The sequence below is a fragment of the Streptomyces sp. NPDC007164 genome (genome assembly GCF_040634135.1).
Lineage (GTDB): Bacteria > Actinomycetota > Actinomycetes > Streptomycetales > Streptomycetaceae > Streptomyces > Streptomyces sanglieri.
In genome coordinates this window covers 128166-147732 of sequence record NZ_JBEYFB010000001.1, presented here as the reverse complement: position 1 = coordinate 147732, position 19567 = coordinate 128166, and the positions used below count along the sequence as shown (strand labels likewise).

The window sequence follows — 19567 nt, the reverse complement described above, 5'->3', positions numbered from 1 at the left end:
CCGGTCCCCGGCCCCGTACAGCGGCCCCCAGCCCCGTACAGCGCCCCCCGGTCCAGTACAGCGCCCCGGCCCCGTGCAGCGCCCCCGGTCCTGTACAGCGCCCCCGGTCCCGTACAGCGGCCCCTCGGCCCTCAGCGCAGCCCGAGCACGAACATCGCGACCACCATCGCGAGCGCGAGGACCAGCCCCACACGGCGCATCATGTCCTGGGCGTCGCGCAGTTCCTTCGGGGGCTTGTTCTCCGGGTCGGACCACAGCATGGAAACGATCCTGCTGCCGCGGCGGGCGGCGCGCCTGAGTACGGGTACTCAGGCGCCGTGGCGCGTACCGGCCGGATCGCCCCCGGACGCACCGGAGGCCCGGACCAAAAGGGCCCGGACCTCCGGAGACGCTGTAGCAGGGATGCCCCGGCGACCACCGGGACCGCGGCTACCCGGGCCAGTACGTCCGGGCCCAGGCCCGCGGCCCCGGCAGATGACGTGTGCGCCGGGCGATGCGCCCCGGGTCGGACCACTGGCCGGGCAGCGCCGGACCGCCGGCCGGATCCCCGGCCGACTCCTCGGATGTCGTCGCCGCGGCACGCGCCCGCACCACCGCCAGTGCGGCTGCCAGCTCCTCCGGGGTCGGGTTGCCCCGTACGACCTTGATCATGGCCAGGACCCTTTCTAGAGGGGGATGTTGCCGTGCTTCTTCGGGGGCAGCGACTCCCGCTTGGTACGCAGCTGGCGCAGCCCCTTCACGATGTGCGCGCGGGTGTCGGACGGCATGATCACCGCGTCGACGTAACCGCGCTCCGCCGCGACGTAGGGGTTGAGCAGGGTGTCCTCGTAGTCGGCGATCAGCTCGGCGCGGGTGGCGTCCTGATCCTCGGCGGCGGCGATCGTACGACGGTGCAGGATGTTCACCGCGCCCTGCGCGCCCATCACCGCGATCTGCGCGGTCGGCCAGGCGAGGTTGATGTCGGCGCCGAGGTGCTTGGAGCCCATGACGTCGTACGCGCCGCCGAACGCCTTGCGGGTGATCACCGTGATCAGCGGGACGGTCGCCTCGGCGTACGCGTAGATCAGCTTGGCGCCGCGGCGGATGATGCCGCCGTACTCCTGGTCGACACCGGGCAGGAAGCCGGGGACGTCGACGAAGGTCAGCACGGGAACGTTGAAGGCGTCGCAGGTACGGACGAAGCGCGCGGCCTTCTCGCTCGCGTTGATGTCCAGGCAGCCCGCGAACTGCATCGGCTGGTTGGCGACGATGCCGACCGGGTAGCCCTCGACACGCCCGAAGCCGGTGATGATGTTCGGCGCGAACAGGGCCTGCGTCTCCAGGAACTCGCCGTCGTCCAGCACGTGTTCGATGGCGGAGTGCATGTCGTACGGCTGGTTCGCCGAGTCCGGGATGAGGGTGTCCAGCTCGCGGTCCTCGTCCGTGGTGGCGAGCTCCGCCACCTCGGGGAAGGCGGGCGCCTCGGACAGGTTGTTCGAAGGGAGGTACGACAGCAGCGACTTGACGTACTCGATGGCGTCCTTCTCGTCGCCCGCCATGTGGTGCGCCACCCCGGAGGTGGTGTTGTGGGTGCGGGCGCCGCCGAGCTCCTCGAAACCGACGTCCTCACCGGTGACCGTCTTGATGACGTCGGGGCCGGTGATGAACATGTGCGAGGTCTGGTCGACCATGACCGTGAAGTCGGTGATCGCGGGGGAGTAGACCGCGCCGCCCGCGCACGGTCCGACGATCAGCGAGATCTGCGGCACGACGCCCGAGGCGTGCACATTGCGGCGGAAGATCTCGGCGAACAGGCCGAGCGCGGCCACGCCCTCCTGGATCCGGGCGCCGCCACCGTCGTTGATGCCGATGACCGGGCAGCCGGTCTTCAGCGCGAAGTCCATCACCTTGACGATTTTCTCACCGTAGACCTCGCCGAGCGAGCCGCCGAAGATGGTGAAGTCCTGCGAATAGACGCAGACGGGGCGGCCGTCGACCGTGCCGTAGCCGGTGACGACGCCGTCCCCGTACGGGCGGTTCTTCTCGATGCCGAAGTTGGTGGAGCGGTGCCGGGCGAATTCGTCGAGCTCCACGAAGGAACCCTCGTCGAGCAGCAGATCGACCCGTTCGCGCGCGGTCAACTTGCCCTTGGCGTGCTGCTTCTCGACCGCGCGCGCGGAGCCCGCGTGTGTCGCCTCGTCGATGCGGCGCTGCAGGTCCGCGATCTTGCCCGCGGTGGTGCGGATGTCGGTCTCTTCCGGCTCGGACATCGGGTGGCGGCTCCCTGCCTGGTCACGGGGACGACTGTGCTGCTGAACAGCTACTGAAACAGCTACTGATCCGTAGGGTATCGGCGCGGATACGGTTCGGCAGTGCGTCGTTTGCCACACCTAGTCTGGCTTGCATGACACCTTCGGATACGCCACAGAGCCGTTGGTCGGACCTGGACCGACCGCCCCTGAACGTCCCCGCGCTGCGCCGCGGACTGCTGCGGCCCGGCGGCCTGTGGACGTCGCTGGACGTGGTGGAGACCACCGGGTCCACCAACTCCGATCTCGCCCGGCGCGCGGCCGCGGGGCTGGACGAGGGCGCCGTGCTGGTCGCCGAGGAACAGACCGCGGGCCGCGGCCGCCTCGATCGCACCTGGACGGCTCCGGCCCGTTCGGGCCTGTTCTTCTCCGTCTACCTGAAGCCGGGCGGTGTCCCCGCCGAACGGTGGGGCTGGCTGCCGCTGCTCACCGGCGTCGCCGCGGCGACCGGCCTGGCGAGGTCCGCGGGCGTCGACACGGCCCTGAAGTGGCCCAACGACCTCCTGGTGACCGTCCCCAAGGGCTCCGACAAGCTCCGTCCAGGGGAGACCCCACTGGGCGAGGAGCGCAAGGCGGGCGGCATCCTGGCCGAGCGCGCCGGGGACGGCGTGGTCGTCGGCATGGGCCTCAATGTCTCCCTGCGCGCCGATGAGCTGCCCGCCCCCACGGCCGCGTCGCTGGCCCTGGCCGGTGCGGTCTCCACCGACCGCGAGACGCTGCTGCGGGGCGTGCTGCGCTCGCTGGAGCACTGGTACGGCCAGTGGCGCGCGGCGGACGGCGACGCGGCGGCGAGCGGCCTTCAGGAGGCGTACGCGGCGGGCTGCGCGACGCTGGGCCGGACGGTACGGGCCCAGCTCCCCGGCGACCGCACGCTCACCGGCGAGGCCGTCGCGATCGACGGCGACGGCCGCCTGGTCCTCTCCACCGGCAACGGCCTCCAGGAACCCGTCTCGGCCGGCGACATCATCCACCTGCGGGGCGCGGAGGGCGGCCTGGTCTGAGCGCCCCACGGCCGCCCCGGACGCACACGGGCACACCACTCCGCCCCCGCGCCTGCCCTGCCGTGCACACCTCCCCCGGCTCACCCGCCTCGCGTTCCGGGCCGCGCAGAGGGTTGAATCCCTGCCCTCCTGGAAACCACCCACTCACCGAAACCACCCACGCCCCCCGGCTCACCCAGGAACATTCCGGGAAGACCTGGAAACCACCCACTCACCGAAACCACCCACGCCCCCCGGCTCACCCCTCTGGCGTTCCGGGCCGCGTCGAGGGTTGAATCCGTGCCCTCCTGGAAACCACCCACTCACCGAAACCACCCACGCCCCCGGCTCACCCAGGAACATTCCGGGCTGCCATAGGGGCGTGAGCTGCGGCACACCTGCCGTATCGTTGAGGCGATCCACCGACAGATCGGCAGGGCAGTGCGCAGGGAACGGGCAGGAGGCGGCTGGTGACCGTCGACGACACGACCTCCGGTGCGGGCACACAGCCCCCGTCGGAACCCTCGGTCCACGCGACACCGCATCACGAAGTCGACCATACGGCGGAGCCGACCGACGACCCCCTCGCGATCCGGCTGGAACAGCTGATCCTGGGCGCCGACCGTCGCTACACGCCGTTCCAGGCCGCCCGTACCGCCGGTGTCTCGATGGATCTGGCCTCCAGGTTCTGGCGGGCCATGGGCTTCGCCGACATCGGGCAGGCCAAGGCGCTCACCGAGGCCGACGTACTGGCGCTGCGCCGGCTCGCCGGTCTCGTCGAGGCGGGGCTGCTCAGCGAGCCGATGGCGATCCAGGTGGCCCGGTCCACCGGGCAGACCACCGCCCGGCTGGCGGAGTGGCAGATCGATTCGTTCCTGGAGGGGCTGACCGAGCCGCCCGAGCCCGGAATGACCCGTACCGAGGTCACCTACCCGCTGGTCGAGCTGCTCCTGCCGGAGCTCCAGGAGTTCCTGGTCTACGTGTGGCGGCGCCAGCTGGCCGCCGCCACCGGACGGGTCGTGCAGGCCGCCGACGACGAGGAGATGGTCGACCGCCGGCTGGCCGTCGGCTTCGCCGACCTCGTCGGGTTCACCCGGCTGACCCGGCGGCTGGAGGAGGAGGAGCTCGGTGAGCTGGTCGAGGCCTTCGAGACCACCTCGGCCGACCTGGTGGCCGCCCATGGGGGCCGCCTCATCAAGACCCTCGGCGACGAGGTCCTCTTCGCCGCCGACGACGCGGGCACCGCGGCCGAGATCGCGCTGCGCCTGATCGAGGCGATGACCCAGGACGAGACCATGCCGGCGCTGCGCGTGGGCATCGCGTTCGGCACGGTCACCACCCGTATGGGCGATGTCTTCGGCACCACGGTGAACCTCGCCAGCCGGCTCACGTCGATAGCGCCGAAGGACGCCGTGCTGGTGGACGGGGCCTTCGCGGAGGAGCTGACCCGCACCGGCGAGGCCCCCGCCTCCGAGGCGCAGGCGGCCGAGGAGGCTGCGGTGGCCGAGAAGGAGCGCCAGGAAGGCGTGGAGTCGGCCGCGGCCCCCAAGTACCGCTACGGGCTCCAGCCGATGTGGCAGCGCCCGGTGCGCGGGCTCGGCGTGGTGGAGCCCTGGCTGCTGGCCCGCCGCGGCACCTCCTGAGCCTCCGGCACCTCCTGAGCCTCCGGTACCTCGGCACCTCCTGAGCCTCCGGTACCTCGGGGCCTCCTGAGCCTCCGGGGCCTCCGGCACCTCCTGAGCCCGGCTTCCGGACCCTGCCTTTCCGGTACGTCCGGGCCGGCCCCTGACCACTGTCCGGGCCGCGCCATAGGATCCCTCCGGTAACGATCGTTAACCGGAGGGGTGCAGTCATGACCGTCACGTCCGAGCAGCGGTTCGGGGAATTCGTCGCCGTACGGACCCACGAGGGCCAGGAACACGTCGCCGAGCTGGTGCTCGACCGGCCCGGGGCGATGAACGCCGTCTCCACCGACATGGCCCGCTCGATCGCCGCAGCCTGCGCCGCGCTCGTCGCCGACCCCGGCGTACGGGTCACCGTCCTCACCTCCAGCCACGAGCGGGCCTTCTGCGTGGGCGCCGACCTGAAGGAGCGGAACTCCTTCACCGACGCCGAACTGCTGCGCCAGCGCCCGACCGCCCGCGCCGCGTACACCGGTGTGCTGGAACTGCCGATGCCGACCATCGCCGCCGTGCACGGCTTCGCGCTCGGCGGCGGGTTCGAGCTGGCGCTGTCCTGCGATCTGATCGTCGCCGACCGCACCGCCGTGGTCGGCCTTCCCGAGGTGTCGGTCGGGGTGATTCCGGGCGGCGGTGGCACGCAGTTGCTGCCGCGGCGGATCGGTGCGGCGCGCGCCGCCGAGCTGGTCTTCTCGGCCCGGCGGGTGGAGGCGGCCGAGGCGCTCGGCCTCGGACTGGTCGACGAGCTGGTGGAGACGGGGCAGGACCGGGCCGCCGCGCTGGCGCTCGCCGGCCGGATCGCCGCCAACTCCCCGGTGGGGCTGCGGGCCGCCAAGCGGGCGCTGCGGCTGGGCCACGGCCTCGATCTCCGAGCCGGTCTCGAAGTCGAGGACGCCGCCTGGCGGTCGGTGGCCTTCTCCGGCGACCGGGCCGAGGGCGTGGCCGCGTTCAACGAGAAGCGGAAGCCGAACTGGCCCGGCGAGTGACGCAGCGTGACGAGGCGTAATCGAATAGACACGCAGTGAAAGTGACCGGCGCCTCAAACTGATCAAATCACCACAAATCTACATAAGCTGTAGTGATGGGTGGTGATGATGCACGGCTGCGGGCCGTGGTTTCGCTTGCGCAGACGATGGCGGCGGCGCACACCCCGCGGGGGTCGTGGCGAGCGGCTGCGCTGGGGGCGTGCGAGGCGTTGGGCGGCAGCTTCGCCGCGCTCTCCGTGTGGGAGCGCGGGCCGGGGCGGTTGCGCGTGCTGGTGAACGCGGGTCAACGGGCCGAGGGGGAGGAGGAGTTCCCCGAGGCGGAGACGTATCCGGTGCACCAGTTCCCGGAGATCACCGAGTTCCTGCACGAACGGTGGGCCGGGGGTGGTGAACCGGACGCCTGGGTCGAGACCGCCGACGGCGCGGCGGACGCGGCCGCGTCCGCCGGGGTGCGGGAGTACGGGAGCGGGTACGGCCGGGAGCGGGTGGCCGCCCTGCGCCGGCGCGGGCGCGGCTGCTGCGTGGTCGCGCCGATCGTGCTGCACGGGCGGGCCTGGGGCGAGCTGTACGTGGCCCGCCCGGTGGGCGCGCCGGTGTTCGGCCGGGAGGACGCGGACTTCGCGACCGTGCTGGCCGCGGTCGTCGCCGCGGGGATCTCCCAGACCGAACGGCTCGAAGAGGTCCGCAAGCTCGCCTTCACCGACCCGCTCACCGGCCTGGCCAACCGTCGCGCCGTCGATGTGCGGCTCGACGAGGCGGTGGAGCGGCACCGGGCGGACGGGGCGGTGGTCAGCCTGGTCGTCTGCGACCTCAACGGGCTGAAGCAGGTCAACGACACCCATGGCCACGCGGTCGGCGACCGCCTGCTGGAACGTTTCGGCTCGGTGCTGTCCCGCTGCGGCGCCATGCTGCCCGGCGCGCTCGCGGCCCGGCTCGGCGGCGACGAGTTCTGTCTGCTCACGGTGGGCCCGGAGGTGGACGACGTGGTCCGGGTGGCCACCGAACTCTGCGAGCGGGCGGCCGAGTTGGAGCTGGGGGACGGAGTGGCGTGCGGGATCGCGTCGACCGGCGATCCGATCGGCCCGGTGGTCTCGGCGCGGCGGCTGTTCCGGCTGGCGGACGCGGCCCAGTACCGGGCGAAGGCGGCCCGCTCGGTCAAACCGGTGGTGGCGGGGCGCGACGGCGAGGTGATCCGGCTGGCCGACTCGCCGCCCAGGTCCCCGCACGACCGCCGCCACCTGCGCGGCAGTCGGCCCTGAGGGGAGCGTTGATCGGTAAGGGGTCAACCGTACGACCACTAGTGACATGAAGGGATTCAGTCCGTACGCTTCTGAATATGGATATGCATACAGTCGTGGTGGGGACGTCCGGCACCACCGCTCAGGACGTCATCGCCGTGGCCCGCGGCAACGCCCGTGTCGAGCTCTCCGCAGCCGCCGTCGACGCGCTCGCCGCCGCCCGCGAGATCGTGGACGCGCTCGCCGCCAAGCCGGAGCCGGTGTACGGCGTCTCCACCGGATTCGGGGCGCTGGCCAGCCGGCACATCAGCCAGGACCTCCGCGCCCAGCTCCAGCGCAACATCGTCCGCTCGCACGCCGCCGGCATGGGCCCGCACGTCGAGCGCGAGGTCGTCCGCGCGCTGATGTTCCTGCGGCTGAAGACCGTCGCCTCCGGGCACACCGGCGTACGCCCCGAGGTCGCGCAGACCATGGCCGACGTCCTCAACGCGGGCATCACGCCCGTCGTCCACGAGTACGGCTCGCTCGGCTGCTCCGGCGACCTGGCCCCGCTCTCGCACTGCGCCCTGACGCTGATGGGCGAGGGCGACGCGGAGGGCCCCGACGGCGCCGTGCGCCCCGCCGGCGAACTGCTCGCCGCCCACGGCATCACCCCCGTCGAGCTGCGCGAGAAGGAGGGCCTCGCCCTCCTCAACGGCACCGACGGCATGCTCGGCATGCTCGTCATGGCCCTGGCCGACCTGAAGAGCCTCTACACCTCCGCCGACATCACCGCCGCGCTCTCCCTGGAGGCGCTGCTCGGCACGGACAAGGTGCTCGCCCCGGAGCTGCACGCCATCCGCCCGCACCCGGGCCAGGGCGTCAGCGCCGACAACATGCTGCGGGTCCTCGCCGGCTCCGGCCTCACCGGCCACCACCAGGACGACGCGCCCCGCGTCCAGGACGCCTACTCCGTACGCTGCGCCCCCCAGGTCAACGGCGCCGGCCGCGACACCCTCGACTACGCCGCCGTTGTCGCGGCCCGCGAGCTGGCCTCCGCCGTCGACAACCCCGTCGTGCTCCCCGACGGCCGTGTCGAGTCCAACGGCAACTTCCACGGCGCGCCCGTCGCGTACGTGCTCGACTTCCTGGCGATTGTCGCCGCCGACCTCGGCTCCATCACCGAGCGCCGCACCGACCGGCTGCTGGACAAGAACCGCTCGCACGGGCTGCCGCCGTTCCTCGCCGACGACGCCGGGGTGGACTCGGGCCTGATGATCGCCCAGTACACCCAGGCCGCCCTGGTCAGCGAGATGAAGCGGCTCGCCGTGCCCGCCTCGGCCGACTCGATCCCGTCCTCCGCGATGCAGGAGGACCACGTCTCCATGGGCTGGTCGGCGGCGCGCAAGCTCCGTACCGCCGTCGACAACCTCACCCGGATCGTCGCCGTCGAGCTGTACGCGGCGACCCGCGCCGTCGAACTGCGCGCCGCCGGGGGCCTCACCCCCGCCCCCGCCTCGCAGGCCGCCATCGCGGCGCTGCGCGCCGCAGGCGTGGAGGGCCCGGGACCGGACCGCTTCCTGGCACCGGACCTGGCCGCGGCGGACGCGTTCGTACGCGCCGGGAAGCTGGTCGCGGCGGTCGAGCCGGTGACGGGGCCGCTGGCCTAGGTTCTGGGGGCCCGTCCGGCGGATCGTGGCAGGGGCCGCCGGACAGGAGCCGGTTCCTAGGCGTCGGCGCGGCGTGCCGAGTGGGAGAGCAGTGCCGCCCCGATGCCCAGGAACGCCATGCCGCCGATCAGATACGGCCTGGTGCCGATCCCGGTCCCGGTGTCGGCCAGCCGCGGACCGGGTCCGGCGTCCGCGGTGTACGTGGCGGTGACGGCCGGCCCGCGGCCGGCGCCCGGAACGGACGTCGGCCGGTCCGTCGCGTTGGCGGACGGGACGAACCACAGGGCGGCCAGCAACGTGGCCGCGGCGGTGGTGGTCAGGAGCGGGCGGCGAGCGATGACCACGGAATCGATCCCCTTGTCACGGCCGTGAGTCAGACCGACCGGCAATTGGGGGGCGGCGTCGCGGGGCTGGGCACGCGCGTCTGCGGCGTTGTCGTCAATCAACAACGCTCCTTCCCCAAGCTCTCGACTGCGCTCGAGCAGGGGAGACCCCATCTGCTTCAATCCTCCGCCTTGCAGCCGCACGCACCCAGCCCCGCTCCTTCTCCCACCCCCCAATTGCCGGTCGGTCTCAGTCATGTGCGCCGATGCTAGCGCCCCTGCGGTGAAAGCAGCGGGTCGCGGGAGAGCCGGGAGTGCGGGGGGCTTACGCTCCGGCGCATGAGCACTTCTGAGACATCACGCTTTGTTCGGCTTCGGGTGGAAATGGTGCTGGAGATCACGGACCCCGCCGCCCTCAGCGGCACCGCCCTCGAATCGATCGCCGCCGAGTACGGGGAACCGGGCGGCGAGTCGGCCGAGGAACGCACGCGCGTCGAGAGCGCCGTACGGGAGGACGGCGCGGAGGCGATCGCCTCCCTCATCGACCCGTTCGACCTGGTCGCCGAGGTGCCCGGCGTCGAGCTCGCGCAGGCCTCCTGGAGCAGCGAGACCGTCGACTACGACCCCGACGACCCGGACGCCTGGGACCTTGACGACGAGGACGGCGACCCGGACGAGGACGACGACGCCGGGAGCGGTGGCGACGTCCCGCACAATGGGTGAGGACGACGACGGTCACGTCGCCGCGAGCGGCGGGACCGGCAGCTGGTGAACAGCGGCCCCGGACCGTTTCGTACGCGGTCCGGGGCCGTGCCGTTCACCGGCCGCCCCTACGTGATCGGCGTCGGGAACCACCGCAGCCGCGGACGCGTCGTTGAGTGTTGTTCCCCACATCTTTCGTGGATGTGGAACGGAGGACCCTTTCCACGGGTTCTAGGACCATTGACGGGTTTCGCCGGTCGACGGCGGTTGTGCTCGGGGTTTTTGGGGATTCGGCAACGATGGAGAAGCGTGTGATGACGGACAGCAAGCGGCGCAGGGGCCTGATGGCCGCGTCCGCACTGCTCGGCGGCGTACTGGTGCTCACGGCCTGCAACGACAGCGGGGACAGCAGCGCCGAGGGCTCGAAGAAGTCGCAGGCTGCCGAGGTCGACAAGGCGGCGGCCCAGGACGCCTCGGAAGCGCAGATAGCGATCTCGCCGAAGAACGGCGCGACCAACGCGAGCATCAACAACGACGCCAAGGTCACCGTCACCAAGGGCACGCTCTCCGAGGTCACCATGACCACCGCGGCCGGAGACGCCGTCAAGGGCACGCTCTCCGCCGACAGCAAGAGCTGGAAGCCGGACGTCCAGCTGGAGCGCTCGACCACGTACAAGATCAGCGCGACGGCGAAGGACTCCAAGGGCCGCGAGGCGCACGAGAACTCCTCCTTCACGACCGTCTCGCCCGCCAACAGCTTCATCGGGAACTTCACCCCCGAGGACGGCTCCACGGTCGGCGTCGGCATGCCGGTCTCGATCAACTTCAACAAGGCGATCACGGACAAGAAGGCCGTCCAGGACGCAATCACCGTGACGTCCAGCAGCGGCCAGGAGGTCGTCGGCCACTGGTTCAACTCGCAGCGTCTCGACCTGCGCCCCGAGAGCTACTGGCAGGGCGGTTCCACCGTCACGCTGAAGCTGGCGCTGGACGGCGTCGAGGGCGCCGACGGCGTCTTCGGTGTGCAGCAGAAGACGGTCACCTTCAAGGTCGGCCGCAACCAGGTCTCGACGGTCGACGCCAACACGAAGACGATGACCGTCACCCAGGACGGCAAGACGGTCAAGACCATCCCGATCTCCTCCGGCTCCTCCTCCAACCCCACGTACAACGGGCAGATGGTGATCTCCGAGAAGTTCAAGGAGACCCGGATGAACGGTGCGACGGTCGGCTTCACCGACGACGACGGCAAGGGCGAGTACGACATCAAGGACGTGCCGCACGCCATGCGGCTGTCCACCTCGGGCACCTTCATCCACGGCAACTACTGGGGCGCGCGGTCGATCTTTGGCAGCGCCAACACCAGCCACGGCTGTGTCGGCCTCGCCGACGTGAAGGGCGCGGGCGACGCCAACCAGCCCGCCGCCTGGTTCTACAACAACTCCCTCGTCGGCGACGTGGTCATCGTCAAGAACTCCCCGGACAAGACCATCACCCCCGACAACGGCCTCAACGGCTGGAACATGAGCTGGGCCGAGTGGACGGCGGGCTCCCAGGCCTGACCCGACCCCACGCGCCCATCCCCGGCGCGGCCCGAACCCCGTACGGAGGCGGCGGCACCCGGATCCCCTCGGATCCGCGGTGCCGCCGCCTCCGGCGTTGCCAGAACATCGGCTTCGTCTTCCAGAGCTTCAACCTCATCCCGACGCTCACCGCCCAGGAGAACGTGGAGACCGCGCTCGTACCGCTGGGCGGCAAGGCGGCCGAGCGGCGCAGCCGGGCCGCCGAGGCGCTGGACTCCGTAGGGCTCGGCGAACGGCTCGGACATCTGCCCGGCGAGATGTCCGGGGGCCGGCAACAGCGGGTGGCGATCGCCCGGGGAGGTGGTCCGGGCCGCGGGGCGGGCGTGGGCCGGCCTCAGTGGTGGGTGGGGGCGGTGGCCGCGACGGCGGTCCGGTGGGCGGTGAGGTCGCTGTGACGGACCTGGCGCAGGCCCAGTGGATCGGCGTGCAGCTCACCGTTCCCGCCGTTCCAGAGGGAGGTGCGGGGCAGGACACCGGGGCCCGAGAGGAGCGAGCGCAGCCCGTACCAGGGTTGCAGCGGCAGCCAGCAGAGCCCGTACAGCCAGCGCAGCAGCAGAGGCCAGGGCCCCGGGCGCCCGGCGTCGGGCAGTCTGACCACCCGTATCCCCATGATCAGCTTGCCCGCGCCGGCCCCGGTGAGCGCGGTGAGCACCACATGGTTGAGGAACGAGAACGCGAGCGCCGGGCCGAACAGCAGGCCGGCCGCCTCGGTGACCTCGGCCGTGTCCACGTACGGCCGGGCCAGTAAGCCGACGGTGACCAGGCAGAGGTAGCAGTCGAGGCCGACGGCGAGATAGCGGCGCATGTCGCCCGCACGCGGCGGTACCCGAGCCGCGTGCGGGGCCGCCCGGTACCCGGGTGCGGGCGGGAGGGCCGGGCGGGGCGTCGGCAGAGGCGCTCCGGGGAGGTTCCGGGTACGTCCCGTCCCCCGTGAAATTGTCATGACGGCATCATGTCTGATGAGCCGTCACCGTGCGCCCGGGAACCGCGAGTACGCCGTTCTGCCGGACCGCATTAGTCTCGCGGTCATGACCGCCGCCATCACCGCCATGATCACCGCAGTGGTCGGGGTGCTCGGCACCCTCCTCGCCCCGGTGTTCGTACAGCGACTGGGCGTGCGCCAGCGCGCCGAGGAGACCCGACTGGCGGACGAGCGGCGGAAGTTCGAGGAGCGGCGCGCCCAGTACACGGCCATGAACCGGGCCTCCCGGCAGTTCCACACCCTCCTCAAGGACGCCCTGCACCGCATCCGCGACGACGTCTACACCGAGCAGGAACGCAACCAGCTCGAAGAGGCCCGCCTGGACCACCGCGACCGCTACGCCGAGGCGCAGATGATCGTCCCCGAGCGGATACTTCAGGCGTCCCGCGACCTCAACCGGGTGCTCGCCGCCGGTGACGCCGTCGTCAAGCGCCTGGACCGGGGCGTGCCCCGCGACGGCGAGAACGTGGGGCAGGCCCTGGAGGACCTGAAGGCGGCCGACCCCTGCCTCGACACGATGCGGCAGCTGATGCGCCAGGACCTCGGCATCGCGGACTGACCGGGCGGCCCGTGGGGGCCGCTCCGTCCGCTCGGTACGGCGCCCTCAGCAGGACCCGAACGGCCACGGCCGGTAGTGCGAATCCAGCCGGTACTCCCCGGCACGCCGCACCGTCAGCCGGGTCCACTCGCCGTCCTGCCGCAGGCACCCGCCGCCGTCCGCCCGCAGCCACGGCGAGTGGGCGATCCGCACCGGCACCGAACCGGCGACGGGCATCCGTACCACCAGGGAGGCGTCGTCCCCGCGTACGACGGAGCCCGGCGCGGAGACCAGCGGCACGGCCCCGCGCACCCGGTAGATCCGCCACCCGGCGTCCCGCCACACCGGCTCCAGCCAGTCGGCGCCGCGCCGGACGATCTCCGCCTCCGCCTCGGCCGGCCCGTCCGGCCTGCCGCTGTGCAGCACGACCAGGCCCACGCCCCACCGGTCCAGCCAGGCCCGGTACGCCGCCGGGGCCGGCCGCCCCTCGTAGAACAGCCGACCGCGCTCCACGTCGAGCTGCCGGTTCCAGCCGCGCGCCATGTTCACGTACGGGGCGAGCACGCTCGCCTCACGGTGGTTGCGGGCCGGTACGACCTCGACCCGGGTCCGCCCGGCGCCGAGCCGGTGCAGCTCGGCGACCACCCCGTCGGTGTGCTCCGCCCAGGCGGGCACGGAGGTCGAGACCCGCAGATCGTCGTCGGTCTTGTCGATCAGCCAGCCCGTGTTGTACACCAGCATCCCGGCGAGCAGCAGGGCCCGCGCCCGCACCGGTGCCCCGCCCCGCGCCCAGCGAAGGCCCTTCGTCACGACGGCCGCCAGCGCCGCCAGCAGGACGGGCGGACCGGCCACCCCCACCAGCCGCTCCACGTTCGTCCCGATCGGCGAGGCGACCAGGAAGGTCAGGACGACGCCGACCGCGTACACCGCGCCCGCGAACCGGACCACCCGCCAGCCGCCCTCGCGCGGCGCCGCGAGGCACAGCGCCGCGCACGCCGCCAGCGGCATCCACAACTTGCCCGCCGCCATGGGCTGTTCACCGGTGAACGGGAACGCCAGCGTCGTCGCGGCCACCACCACGACCGGCGGTACGACGAGCCCGGCCGCCCGCCGCCCTTGGCGGTCCAGTCCGTACGCCGAGCCCGCCACCACCAGGAACAGCCCGGCCACCGGGCTCGCCGCCGTCGCCAGCGCCGCGCAGCCCGCCGCGACGCCCGCCCGGCGCCGTACGTACAGCAGCGCGCCCAGCCCGATCGCGACGCCCAGCGCGAACGTGGTGCGCCCGGACGCGACATTGCACCAGAGCGTCAGCGAACCCAGCACCGCGACCGCGGCCGGCCACCGCACCCCGCTCCGCACACAGAGCCGCCCCAGCGCCCACGACCCGCAGAGCCCGGCGGCCACGGTCACCGTCCGCACCCCGGACACCGCCATGAGCGGCGGTGTCAGCAGGCTGTAGTTGGCGGTGTGCGTCCCTCCGTACCAGGAGAGGTTGTACGCGGACCCCGGGTGCCGGGAGGCGAAGCCGGCCCAGGCGAGCTGCGCCGCCAGATCACCGCCGCCGGTCGCCAGCACCAGCGCCCACAGGACGTACAGCGGCACCACGACGAGCACCGCGATCCCGGGCACCCACCACCGCGCCGGGCCCCCGGCCGCACCGGCGGAGGCCCGCCCGTCCGCCTGTACGGCCTCCCGCCCGGCCTCCCGGTCGCGTTCCTTCTCGCGCGGCCCGGTGCCCTCGGTGATCGCCACCCGGCAAACCCTAGTGGGGCCGTCCGGACCGGGCCGGGACCTCGGCGCACCCGGCCGCGTGGTGTAGCCGGCTACACCATGGAACCGGGGGACCGGCCCATCGTGGTGACCGCCTCCCCTCGGCAGAATGGAGACATCACCCGGCCGCAGGACATCACCCGCCCGGCCGCCCACACGGAGGAACCCCATGAAGGCACTGCTCTGGTTCGTGCTCTGCGCTGCGATCGCCGCGAACGTCTCGCTCAACCTGATGGAGAACAACGCTCTGCACATCGTGCTGAGCGTGGTCTCGGGGCTGGTCGTCATCGCCTCCGGAACGGGGTTGTGGATGCTGCGCCGCGAGGCGCGCGCGTAGCGGCCGTCCTCCTTGCGCGGGTCCCGTTGACGGAACCTGCGGAGCGACTGGGAGAATGGGTGTGCCACAACGGTTCTGTACGTCGCTTCCGTGAGCCGCAGAGCGTGCGATGTCTGGGCGACGACCTCAATGGGGAGGGGGACCGCTGGTGCCCCTCGGGACGAGGGCACCTTCGCGCGCGTTGCCTACCCACGGAAGGTCTTGATCAGATGCAGGCCACCCCTGACTCCGTCACCCCGCACGCCACCGGGAACAGTCTCATCGAGCCGCTGTACGCCGAGATCCTCCGGCGCAACCAGGGCGAGAAGGAATTCCACCAGGCGGTACGGGAGGTCCTGGAGACCCTCGGCCCGGTCCTCGCGAAGCGGCCGGAGTTCGTGGACGCCCGGATCATCGAGCGCGTCTGCGAGCCGGAGCGCCAGCTCATCTTCCGGGTGCCGTGGTCGGACGACTCCGGCGACATCCACGTCAACCGCGGCTTCCGCGTCGAGTTCTCCAGCTCCCTCGGACCGTACAAGGGCGGGCTGCGCTTCCACCCCTCGGTCAACCTCGGCATCGTGAAGTTCCTCGGCTTCGAGCAGATCTTCAAGAACGCGCTCACCGGCATGCCCATCGGCGGCGGCAAGGGCGGCGCGGACTTCGACCCCAAGGGCCGCTCGGACGCCGAGATCATGCGGTTCTGCCAGTCGTTCATGACCGAACTCCACCGCCACCTCGGTGAGTACACCGACGTCCCCGCCGGTGACATCGGCGTCGGCGGCCGAGAGATCGGCTACCTGTTCGGCCAGTACAAGCGGATCACCAACCGCTACGAGTCCGGAGTCCTCACCGGAAAGGGCCTCGGATGGGGCGGCGCCCAGGCGCGCACCGAGGCGACCGGCTACGGCTGTGTCATGTTCACCGCCGAGATGCTGCGCAGCCGGGGCGAATCCCTCGACGGCCAGCGCATCGTCGTCTCCGGCTCGGGCAATGTCGCGATCTACGCGATCGAGAAGGCCCAGCAGCTCGGTGCGACCGTGGTGACCTGCTCCGACTCCACCGGCTACGTCGTGGACGAGAAGGGCATCGACCTCGCTCTCCTCAAGGAGATCAAGGAGGCCGGCCGGGGCCGTGTCTCCGAGTACGCGGAACGCCGCGGCGAGCACGTCAAGTACGTCTCCGGCACCGGCGTCTGGAACGTCCCCTGCGACGTCGCCCTGCCCTGCGCCACCCAGAACGAGCTCCACGAGGCCGACGCGGTCGCCCTGGTGCGCAACGGCGTGAAGGCGGTGGCCGAGGGCGCCAACATGCCCACCACCCCGGAGGCCGTACGGGTCCTCCAGGAGGCGGGCGTGGCCTTCGCCCCCGGCAAGGCGGCCAACGCGGGCGGCGTGGCCACCAGCGCCCTGGAGATGCAGCAGAACGCCTCGCGCGACTCCTGGACCTTCTCCCACACCGAGGAGCGCCTCGCGGAGATCATGCGCCACATCCACGACTCCTGCTACACCACCGCGGAGCGTTACGGCAGCCCCGGCAACTACGTGGTCGGCGCCAACATCGCCGGCTTCGAACTGGTCGCGGACGCGATGCTGGCCCAGGGCCTGATCTGATCCGGCCCCTCTGATGTGACTGTGGCCGGCCGTCCTCTCGGCGCGAGGGGGTGGCCGGGCCACTGCGCCGCCGCCGGTTCTCGGCCGCGCCGTTTAGAGAAGGAAACTTCCCTCGTACTGTCTGGCGTCGTAGAACTTGAGAAAGCGATAGGCCATCTCGGGCAGCAGCGTCGAAGTGCTGTAGGTGCCCAGGTGCTCCGGCCGAAGGTGCTGGGTCAGTTCGGCGAGGAGCTCACCGAGCGAGGGACGCCGCGCGGGGTCCGGTCGCATGCACGACCTCACGACGCCCTCGAGTTCATGGGGCAGTCCCGAGAGGTCGGGAGTCGCGTCCAGCAGCTGTCGAAAGATCATCCACGGGCTCTCACCGGGGTACGGGGTGTGACCAGTAGTGGCGTACACAAGGATCGACCCGAGCGAGTACACATCGCTGGCCGTGGATACCCGACGGCTGTCCTGTACTTGTTCCGGAGACATGTAGGCGGGGGTTCCGAGAGTGGCGTGTGAGGCGGTCATCCGGCTCGACGCAACTGCCTGCGCAAGCCCGAAGTCGATGACTCTCGGACCATCCAGGGCCACGAGAATGTTCGAGGGCTTTAGATCACGATGGATGATCCCGGCATCGTGGATGGACTCGAGCGCCTCGATGACTCCGGCTGCCAGCCACCTCGCCGCCTTCACGGGCAATGGCCCGCACGTGGTGACGAGATGCTCGAGTGAAGGCGCCGAGACGTAGGCGGTTGCCAGCCATGGCATTTCCGCTTCCGCGTCCTCGGCGATGACGGCAGCGGTGTAGACCCCGCTCACGCTCTTCGCCGCGGAGACCTCGCGTACGAAGCGTCTGCGGAACTCCCGGTCGCCAGCGAATTCTTCCTTGATCACCTTGATCGCGGCGAGTCGCCCGGCGCGGGACCGGCCGAGGTAGACCTGGCCCATTCCGCCGCGACCGAGCCGTCCCAGCACGCTGTACGTGCCGATGGACATCGGGTCGAAATGCCGGAGCGGTTTGATCTGTGACTCCGTGACCCAGCTCGGTGGGTAGCTCTTCTTGCTTTCGGTGCGGGTGCGCACACTCTCCTGATGCGCCACTTCTCGCGGGCTTGTGGCGCGCGCGCCCGCCCTCGTGGCGAAAACGTCCGACGGGCTGGGGACAGGCGCACCGCTCCGGGGCCGCAGCACCGCGGGAGGTTCTGCGGGGGCGTTGAGGGAAGCCGACGCACCGCGCGGGCTGGGCCATGCGTTGGGGCCGGCATTCCGGTGGGGAGAGACAGGCTGGGCGAGGGCGTCCCGAAGCCTGGACTCGACAGAGGGTTCAAGGGTCGAAGAAGCGGAGTGGACGAATTCACCCATCTCCCGGAGCTTGGCCATGACGACCTTGCTCTCCATTTTGAGCTCCTTGGCCAGCTCGTAGACGCGCGTCTTCGAACCTCTGGGAATCACCGCGGAAGGGATGTCGGCCCTCGGCGCCGGGCGGACCGTGGACTTGAGGGAAGCAGGCTGAACCGATCGCGGTTCGATCCGTGCGGAACCCCTTGCCTGTCCGGGTGCGGAGAGGCCGTCGATCAGCGTGCGCACGTGCTGGGCCTCGATCGTCGAGGAAGCGGAGCGGACGGACACCCCCATCTGCTGGAGCTTGGTCATGACGACCTTGCTCTCGACCCCGAACTCCTTGGCGAGCTCGTACACCCGGACCCGTGCCATGCGATCGCTCCTCACCGAGGGTGGCCTGCCAGTTCCGTGCCCCTGGTGAGTATCTTCCCCTATTCGGGTGTTCTCCGTCGCCCGCCTCTCGAGGCCACGAGCGGAGGATGAAGCGGGACCGCCGGACCGACGAACTCGTCTGTGCATGCCGCTCCTTCACGTCTTCCGAGAACGACTCGCGACGCCTCACTCGCTGGAGGCCCCGCCATGAGCATCCCGAACCGACGGGAAGCGGGCCGAGGTTCCCTGGAACGGAAGGGGCGTGCGGCGCCCGACGCGGCGCGCGTCGGCCACTCCTTCTGCGCAGTGCGAACCAAGAGGCAGAGGCGTACGTGGGGGTCACCGCGTCACCCGTGAGTCGGATGCGTCGCGCAGCGCCCGCAGGGCTTTTCCGATCGAGCCAGCGGTCAGTGGTGCCGCTCCCAGTAATCCGCGAACGGCACCGCTGCGGCGAGGGCGTGGTCCCGGTAGCCCCGATACTCGGCAAGTCTGTGGGCGGGGAGCAATTCGGCGCCGGTGAAGGCGCCTTCGGGCGTGTGGTGCATCCGGTAGACGTCCCGGTCGTCGAACAACCAGAAGTCGTGATCGGGCAGGCCGGTCACGTCCTGCCCGGCCTTGTCCAGGATGCCGATGGTCTCGCCGGCCGTGACGTTGCCGGGGTAGGCGGCCAGTTCGTAACGCAGATAGTCGGTCAGCGGGGACGCCAGTACGTGTACGCGGGAGACCTGCTTGCCCCTGTCGGTCATCGAACGGACCCACGGGTTGTCGTCCCACTCCGGCCCCATGGGCTCACCAGCCAGGAAGCGCGCCATCTCCTCGGCCTCTTCCTCCACGTCGTACACGGCCAGGGTCTCCAGCCGGAAGGCGGTCCGCTCGAACGTTCCGAAGAGCTGCCCGAAGGCCTCACCGTCGAGCATCGAAGTGCTCCTCCAGCATGGCGGCCAGGATCATGACGGCTGTTTCTCCTTCTGGCAGGGCGAGCTGCGCGAGCCGCTCCGGATCGGCGACGACGTAGCCCTGCACGATGTGGTTCTGCTCGTCCTCAGTTGCCCACAGGGGCGGGCCTGTGCCGTTCTTGCAGTCCGGACTGCCTGTCAGTTTTCGCAGCACTGTTGCCCCTGACGTCGGCGGGTGCTCCCCGTCAGCCGACGCTCCCGGGGCGGTCGCAGCGGGGTCAAGCACTGATCCTTTCCAGAACGGGAAAGCGCCTGGCGGTTCTTCATCG

General features: G+C 71.2%; 19 protein-coding genes and 1 pseudogene. 11 read left to right on the top strand and 9 right to left on the bottom strand.

Translation table 11 applies throughout. The features are described from left to right. Positions 1 to 131: 131 nt before the first annotated feature. The 3 genes from ABZ622_RS00585 to ABZ622_RS00575 all read right to left on the bottom strand — a co-directional run bounded on the left by ABZ622_RS00585 (position 132) and on the right by ABZ622_RS00575 (position 2249). Positions 132 to 260 carry a hypothetical protein gene (locus tag ABZ622_RS00585; protein WP_360538889.1) on the bottom strand — a complete coding sequence of 43 codons (129 nt, stop codon included), beginning with the start codon at positions 258 to 260 and terminating at the stop codon, positions 132 to 134. 169 nt (positions 261 to 429) lie between these two features. Then, positions 430 to 651 carry an acyl-CoA carboxylase epsilon subunit gene (locus ABZ622_RS00580; protein WP_360538886.1) on the bottom strand — a complete coding sequence of 74 codons (222 nt, stop codon included), beginning with the start codon at positions 649 to 651 and terminating at the stop codon, positions 430 to 432. A 14-nt stretch (positions 652 to 665) separates the two neighbouring features. Next, positions 666 to 2249 (bottom strand): acyl-CoA carboxylase subunit beta, encoded by a 1584-nt coding sequence (locus ABZ622_RS00575; RefSeq protein WP_360538883.1) that lies wholly within the window; start codon positions 2247 to 2249, stop codon positions 666 to 668. Positions 2250 to 2383: 134 nt separating this feature from the next. Here ABZ622_RS00575 and ABZ622_RS00570 point away from each other — a divergent pair, with 134 nt between their 5' ends. The 5 genes from ABZ622_RS00570 to hutH all read left to right on the top strand — a co-directional run bounded on the left by ABZ622_RS00570 (position 2384) and on the right by hutH (position 8820). Next, a complete protein-coding gene (locus tag ABZ622_RS00570; RefSeq protein ID WP_360538880.1) occupies positions 2384 to 3289 on the top strand; it encodes a biotin--[acetyl-CoA-carboxylase] ligase in 906 nt (301 codons plus the stop codon). Between the two features lie 449 nt (positions 3290 to 3738). Further along, the gene (locus ABZ622_RS00565; protein WP_360538877.1) at positions 3739 to 4911 is read left to right on the top strand and encodes an adenylate/guanylate cyclase domain-containing protein; all 1173 of its coding nucleotides are present in this window, start codon (positions 3739 to 3741) and stop codon (positions 4909 to 4911) included. Between the two features lie 209 nt (positions 4912 to 5120). After that, the gene (locus tag ABZ622_RS00560) at positions 5121 to 5933 is read left to right on the top strand and encodes an enoyl-CoA hydratase-related protein (RefSeq protein WP_360538874.1); all 813 of its coding nucleotides are present in this window, start codon (positions 5121 to 5123) and stop codon (positions 5931 to 5933) included. A 95-nt stretch (positions 5934 to 6028) separates the two neighbouring features. Further along, positions 6029 to 7192 (top strand): GGDEF domain-containing protein, encoded by a 1164-nt coding sequence (locus ABZ622_RS00555; RefSeq protein ID WP_360538871.1) that lies wholly within the window; start codon positions 6029 to 6031, stop codon positions 7190 to 7192. A 77-nt stretch (positions 7193 to 7269) separates the two neighbouring features. Beyond that, positions 7270 to 8820: a histidine ammonia-lyase gene (hutH, locus tag ABZ622_RS00550; protein ID WP_360538868.1), complete on the top strand. Its 1551-nt coding sequence runs from the start codon at positions 7270 to 7272 to the stop codon at positions 8818 to 8820. Positions 8821 to 8876: 56 nt separating this feature from the next. Here the strand turns inward: hutH and ABZ622_RS00545 are convergent, their stop codons facing one another. Then, complete coding sequence (locus tag ABZ622_RS00545) at positions 8877 to 9164, bottom strand: hypothetical protein (protein WP_360540198.1); 288 nt, start codon at positions 9162 to 9164, stop codon at positions 8877 to 8879. 318 nt (positions 9165 to 9482) lie between these two features. On the opposite strand from ABZ622_RS00545, the gene ABZ622_RS00540 reads away from it, so the two are divergent. The 3 genes and pseudogenes from ABZ622_RS00540 to ABZ622_RS00530 form a co-directional block, all read left to right on the top strand. Next, on the top strand, positions 9483 to 9866 hold the full coding sequence (locus ABZ622_RS00540) for a hypothetical protein (RefSeq protein ID WP_360538865.1): 384 nt from the start codon (positions 9483 to 9485) through the stop codon (positions 9864 to 9866). A gap of 278 nt (positions 9867 to 10144) precedes the next feature. Next, positions 10145 to 11407: an Ig-like domain-containing protein gene (locus ABZ622_RS00535; RefSeq protein ID WP_360538862.1), complete on the top strand. Its 1263-nt coding sequence runs from the start codon at positions 10145 to 10147 to the stop codon at positions 11405 to 11407. An 86-nt stretch (positions 11408 to 11493) separates the two neighbouring features. Continuing rightward, positions 11494 to 11724: pseudogene (locus ABZ622_RS00530) on the top strand (ATP-binding cassette domain-containing protein); the annotation flags it as partial. 38 nt (positions 11725 to 11762) lie between these two features. On the opposite strand, the gene ABZ622_RS00525 reads toward ABZ622_RS00530, so the two are convergent. Further along, positions 11763 to 12371, bottom strand: coding sequence for an RDD family protein (locus tag ABZ622_RS00525; protein ID WP_360538859.1), 609 nt, complete (start codon positions 12369 to 12371; stop codon positions 11763 to 11765). Between the two features lie 85 nt (positions 12372 to 12456). Here ABZ622_RS00525 and ABZ622_RS00520 point away from each other — a divergent pair, with 85 nt between their 5' ends. Beyond that, positions 12457 to 12969, top strand: a complete 513-nt coding sequence (locus tag ABZ622_RS00520; protein ID WP_360538856.1) for a hypothetical protein — start codon at positions 12457 to 12459, stop codon at positions 12967 to 12969. A gap of 45 nt (positions 12970 to 13014) precedes the next feature. Here the strand turns inward: ABZ622_RS00520 and ABZ622_RS00515 are convergent, their stop codons facing one another. Beyond that, positions 13015 to 14577, bottom strand: coding sequence for a hypothetical protein (locus tag ABZ622_RS00515; protein WP_360540196.1), 1563 nt, complete (start codon positions 14575 to 14577; stop codon positions 13015 to 13017). A gap of 310 nt (positions 14578 to 14887) precedes the next feature. Between ABZ622_RS00515 and ABZ622_RS00510 the strand changes: the two genes are divergently transcribed. Next, positions 14888 to 15055 (top strand): hypothetical protein, encoded by a 168-nt coding sequence (locus ABZ622_RS00510; protein ID WP_360538853.1) that lies wholly within the window; start codon positions 14888 to 14890, stop codon positions 15053 to 15055. 209 nt (positions 15056 to 15264) lie between these two features. Next, the gene (gdhA, locus tag ABZ622_RS00505) at positions 15265 to 16644 is read left to right on the top strand and encodes an NADP-specific glutamate dehydrogenase (RefSeq protein WP_360538850.1); all 1380 of its coding nucleotides are present in this window, start codon (positions 15265 to 15267) and stop codon (positions 16642 to 16644) included. Positions 16645 to 16737: 93 nt separating this feature from the next. Here the strand turns inward: gdhA and ABZ622_RS00500 are convergent, their stop codons facing one another. The 3 genes from ABZ622_RS00500 to ABZ622_RS00490 all read right to left on the bottom strand — a co-directional run bounded on the left by ABZ622_RS00500 (position 16738) and on the right by ABZ622_RS00490 (position 19452). Then, positions 16738 to 18342 (bottom strand): translation initiation factor IF-2 N-terminal domain-containing protein, encoded by a 1605-nt coding sequence (locus tag ABZ622_RS00500; RefSeq protein ID WP_360538847.1) that lies wholly within the window; start codon positions 18340 to 18342, stop codon positions 16738 to 16740. A gap of 407 nt (positions 18343 to 18749) precedes the next feature. Then, positions 18750 to 19259 carry a DUF6879 family protein gene (locus ABZ622_RS00495; protein ID WP_360538844.1) on the bottom strand — a complete coding sequence of 170 codons (510 nt, stop codon included), beginning with the start codon at positions 19257 to 19259 and terminating at the stop codon, positions 18750 to 18752. After that, a complete protein-coding gene (locus ABZ622_RS00490) occupies positions 19246 to 19452 on the bottom strand; it encodes a hypothetical protein (RefSeq protein ID WP_360538841.1) in 207 nt (68 codons plus the stop codon). Before ABZ622_RS00490 ends, ABZ622_RS00495 begins: the two co-directional genes overlap by 14 nt. Between the last annotated feature and the right edge of the window lie 115 nt (positions 19453 to 19567).

Bases quoted from the DNA above. Each gene is read 5' to 3' on its own strand.
- ABZ622_RS00585 (WP_360538889.1), bottom strand. From the start codon at position 260: ATGCTGTGGTCCGACCCGGAGAACAAGCCCCCGAAGGAACTGCGCGAC.
- ABZ622_RS00580 (WP_360538886.1), bottom strand. From the start codon at position 651: ATGATCAAGGTCGTACGGGGCAACCCGACCCCGGAGGAGCTGGCAGCC.
- ABZ622_RS00575 (WP_360538883.1), bottom strand. From the start codon at position 2,249: ATGTCCGAGCCGGAAGAGACCGACATCCGCACCACCGCGGGCAAGATC.
- ABZ622_RS00570 (WP_360538880.1), top strand. From the start codon at position 2,384: ATGACACCTTCGGATACGCCACAGAGCCGTTGGTCGGACCTGGACCGA.
- ABZ622_RS00560 (WP_360538874.1), top strand. From the start codon at position 5,121: ATGACCGTCACGTCCGAGCAGCGGTTCGGGGAATTCGTCGCCGTACGG.
- ABZ622_RS00555 (WP_360538871.1), top strand. From the start codon at position 6,029: ATGGGTGGTGATGATGCACGGCTGCGGGCCGTGGTTTCGCTTGCGCAG.
- hutH (WP_360538868.1), top strand. From the start codon at position 7,270: ATGGATATGCATACAGTCGTGGTGGGGACGTCCGGCACCACCGCTCAG.
- ABZ622_RS00540 (WP_360538865.1), top strand. From the start codon at position 9,483: ATGAGCACTTCTGAGACATCACGCTTTGTTCGGCTTCGGGTGGAAATG.
- ABZ622_RS00535 (WP_360538862.1), top strand. From the start codon at position 10,145: ATGGAGAAGCGTGTGATGACGGACAGCAAGCGGCGCAGGGGCCTGATG.
- ABZ622_RS00525 (WP_360538859.1), bottom strand. From the start codon at position 12,371: ATGACAATTTCACGGGGGACGGGACGTACCCGGAACCTCCCCGGAGCG.
- ABZ622_RS00520 (WP_360538856.1), top strand. From the start codon at position 12,457: ATGACCGCCGCCATCACCGCCATGATCACCGCAGTGGTCGGGGTGCTC.
- ABZ622_RS00510 (WP_360538853.1), top strand. From the start codon at position 14,888: ATGAAGGCACTGCTCTGGTTCGTGCTCTGCGCTGCGATCGCCGCGAAC.
- gdhA (WP_360538850.1), top strand. From the start codon at position 15,265: ATGCAGGCCACCCCTGACTCCGTCACCCCGCACGCCACCGGGAACAGT.
- ABZ622_RS00500 (WP_360538847.1), bottom strand. From the start codon at position 18,342: ATGGCACGGGTCCGGGTGTACGAGCTCGCCAAGGAGTTCGGGGTCGAG.
- ABZ622_RS00495 (WP_360538844.1), bottom strand. From the start codon at position 19,259: ATGCTCGACGGTGAGGCCTTCGGGCAGCTCTTCGGAACGTTCGAGCGG.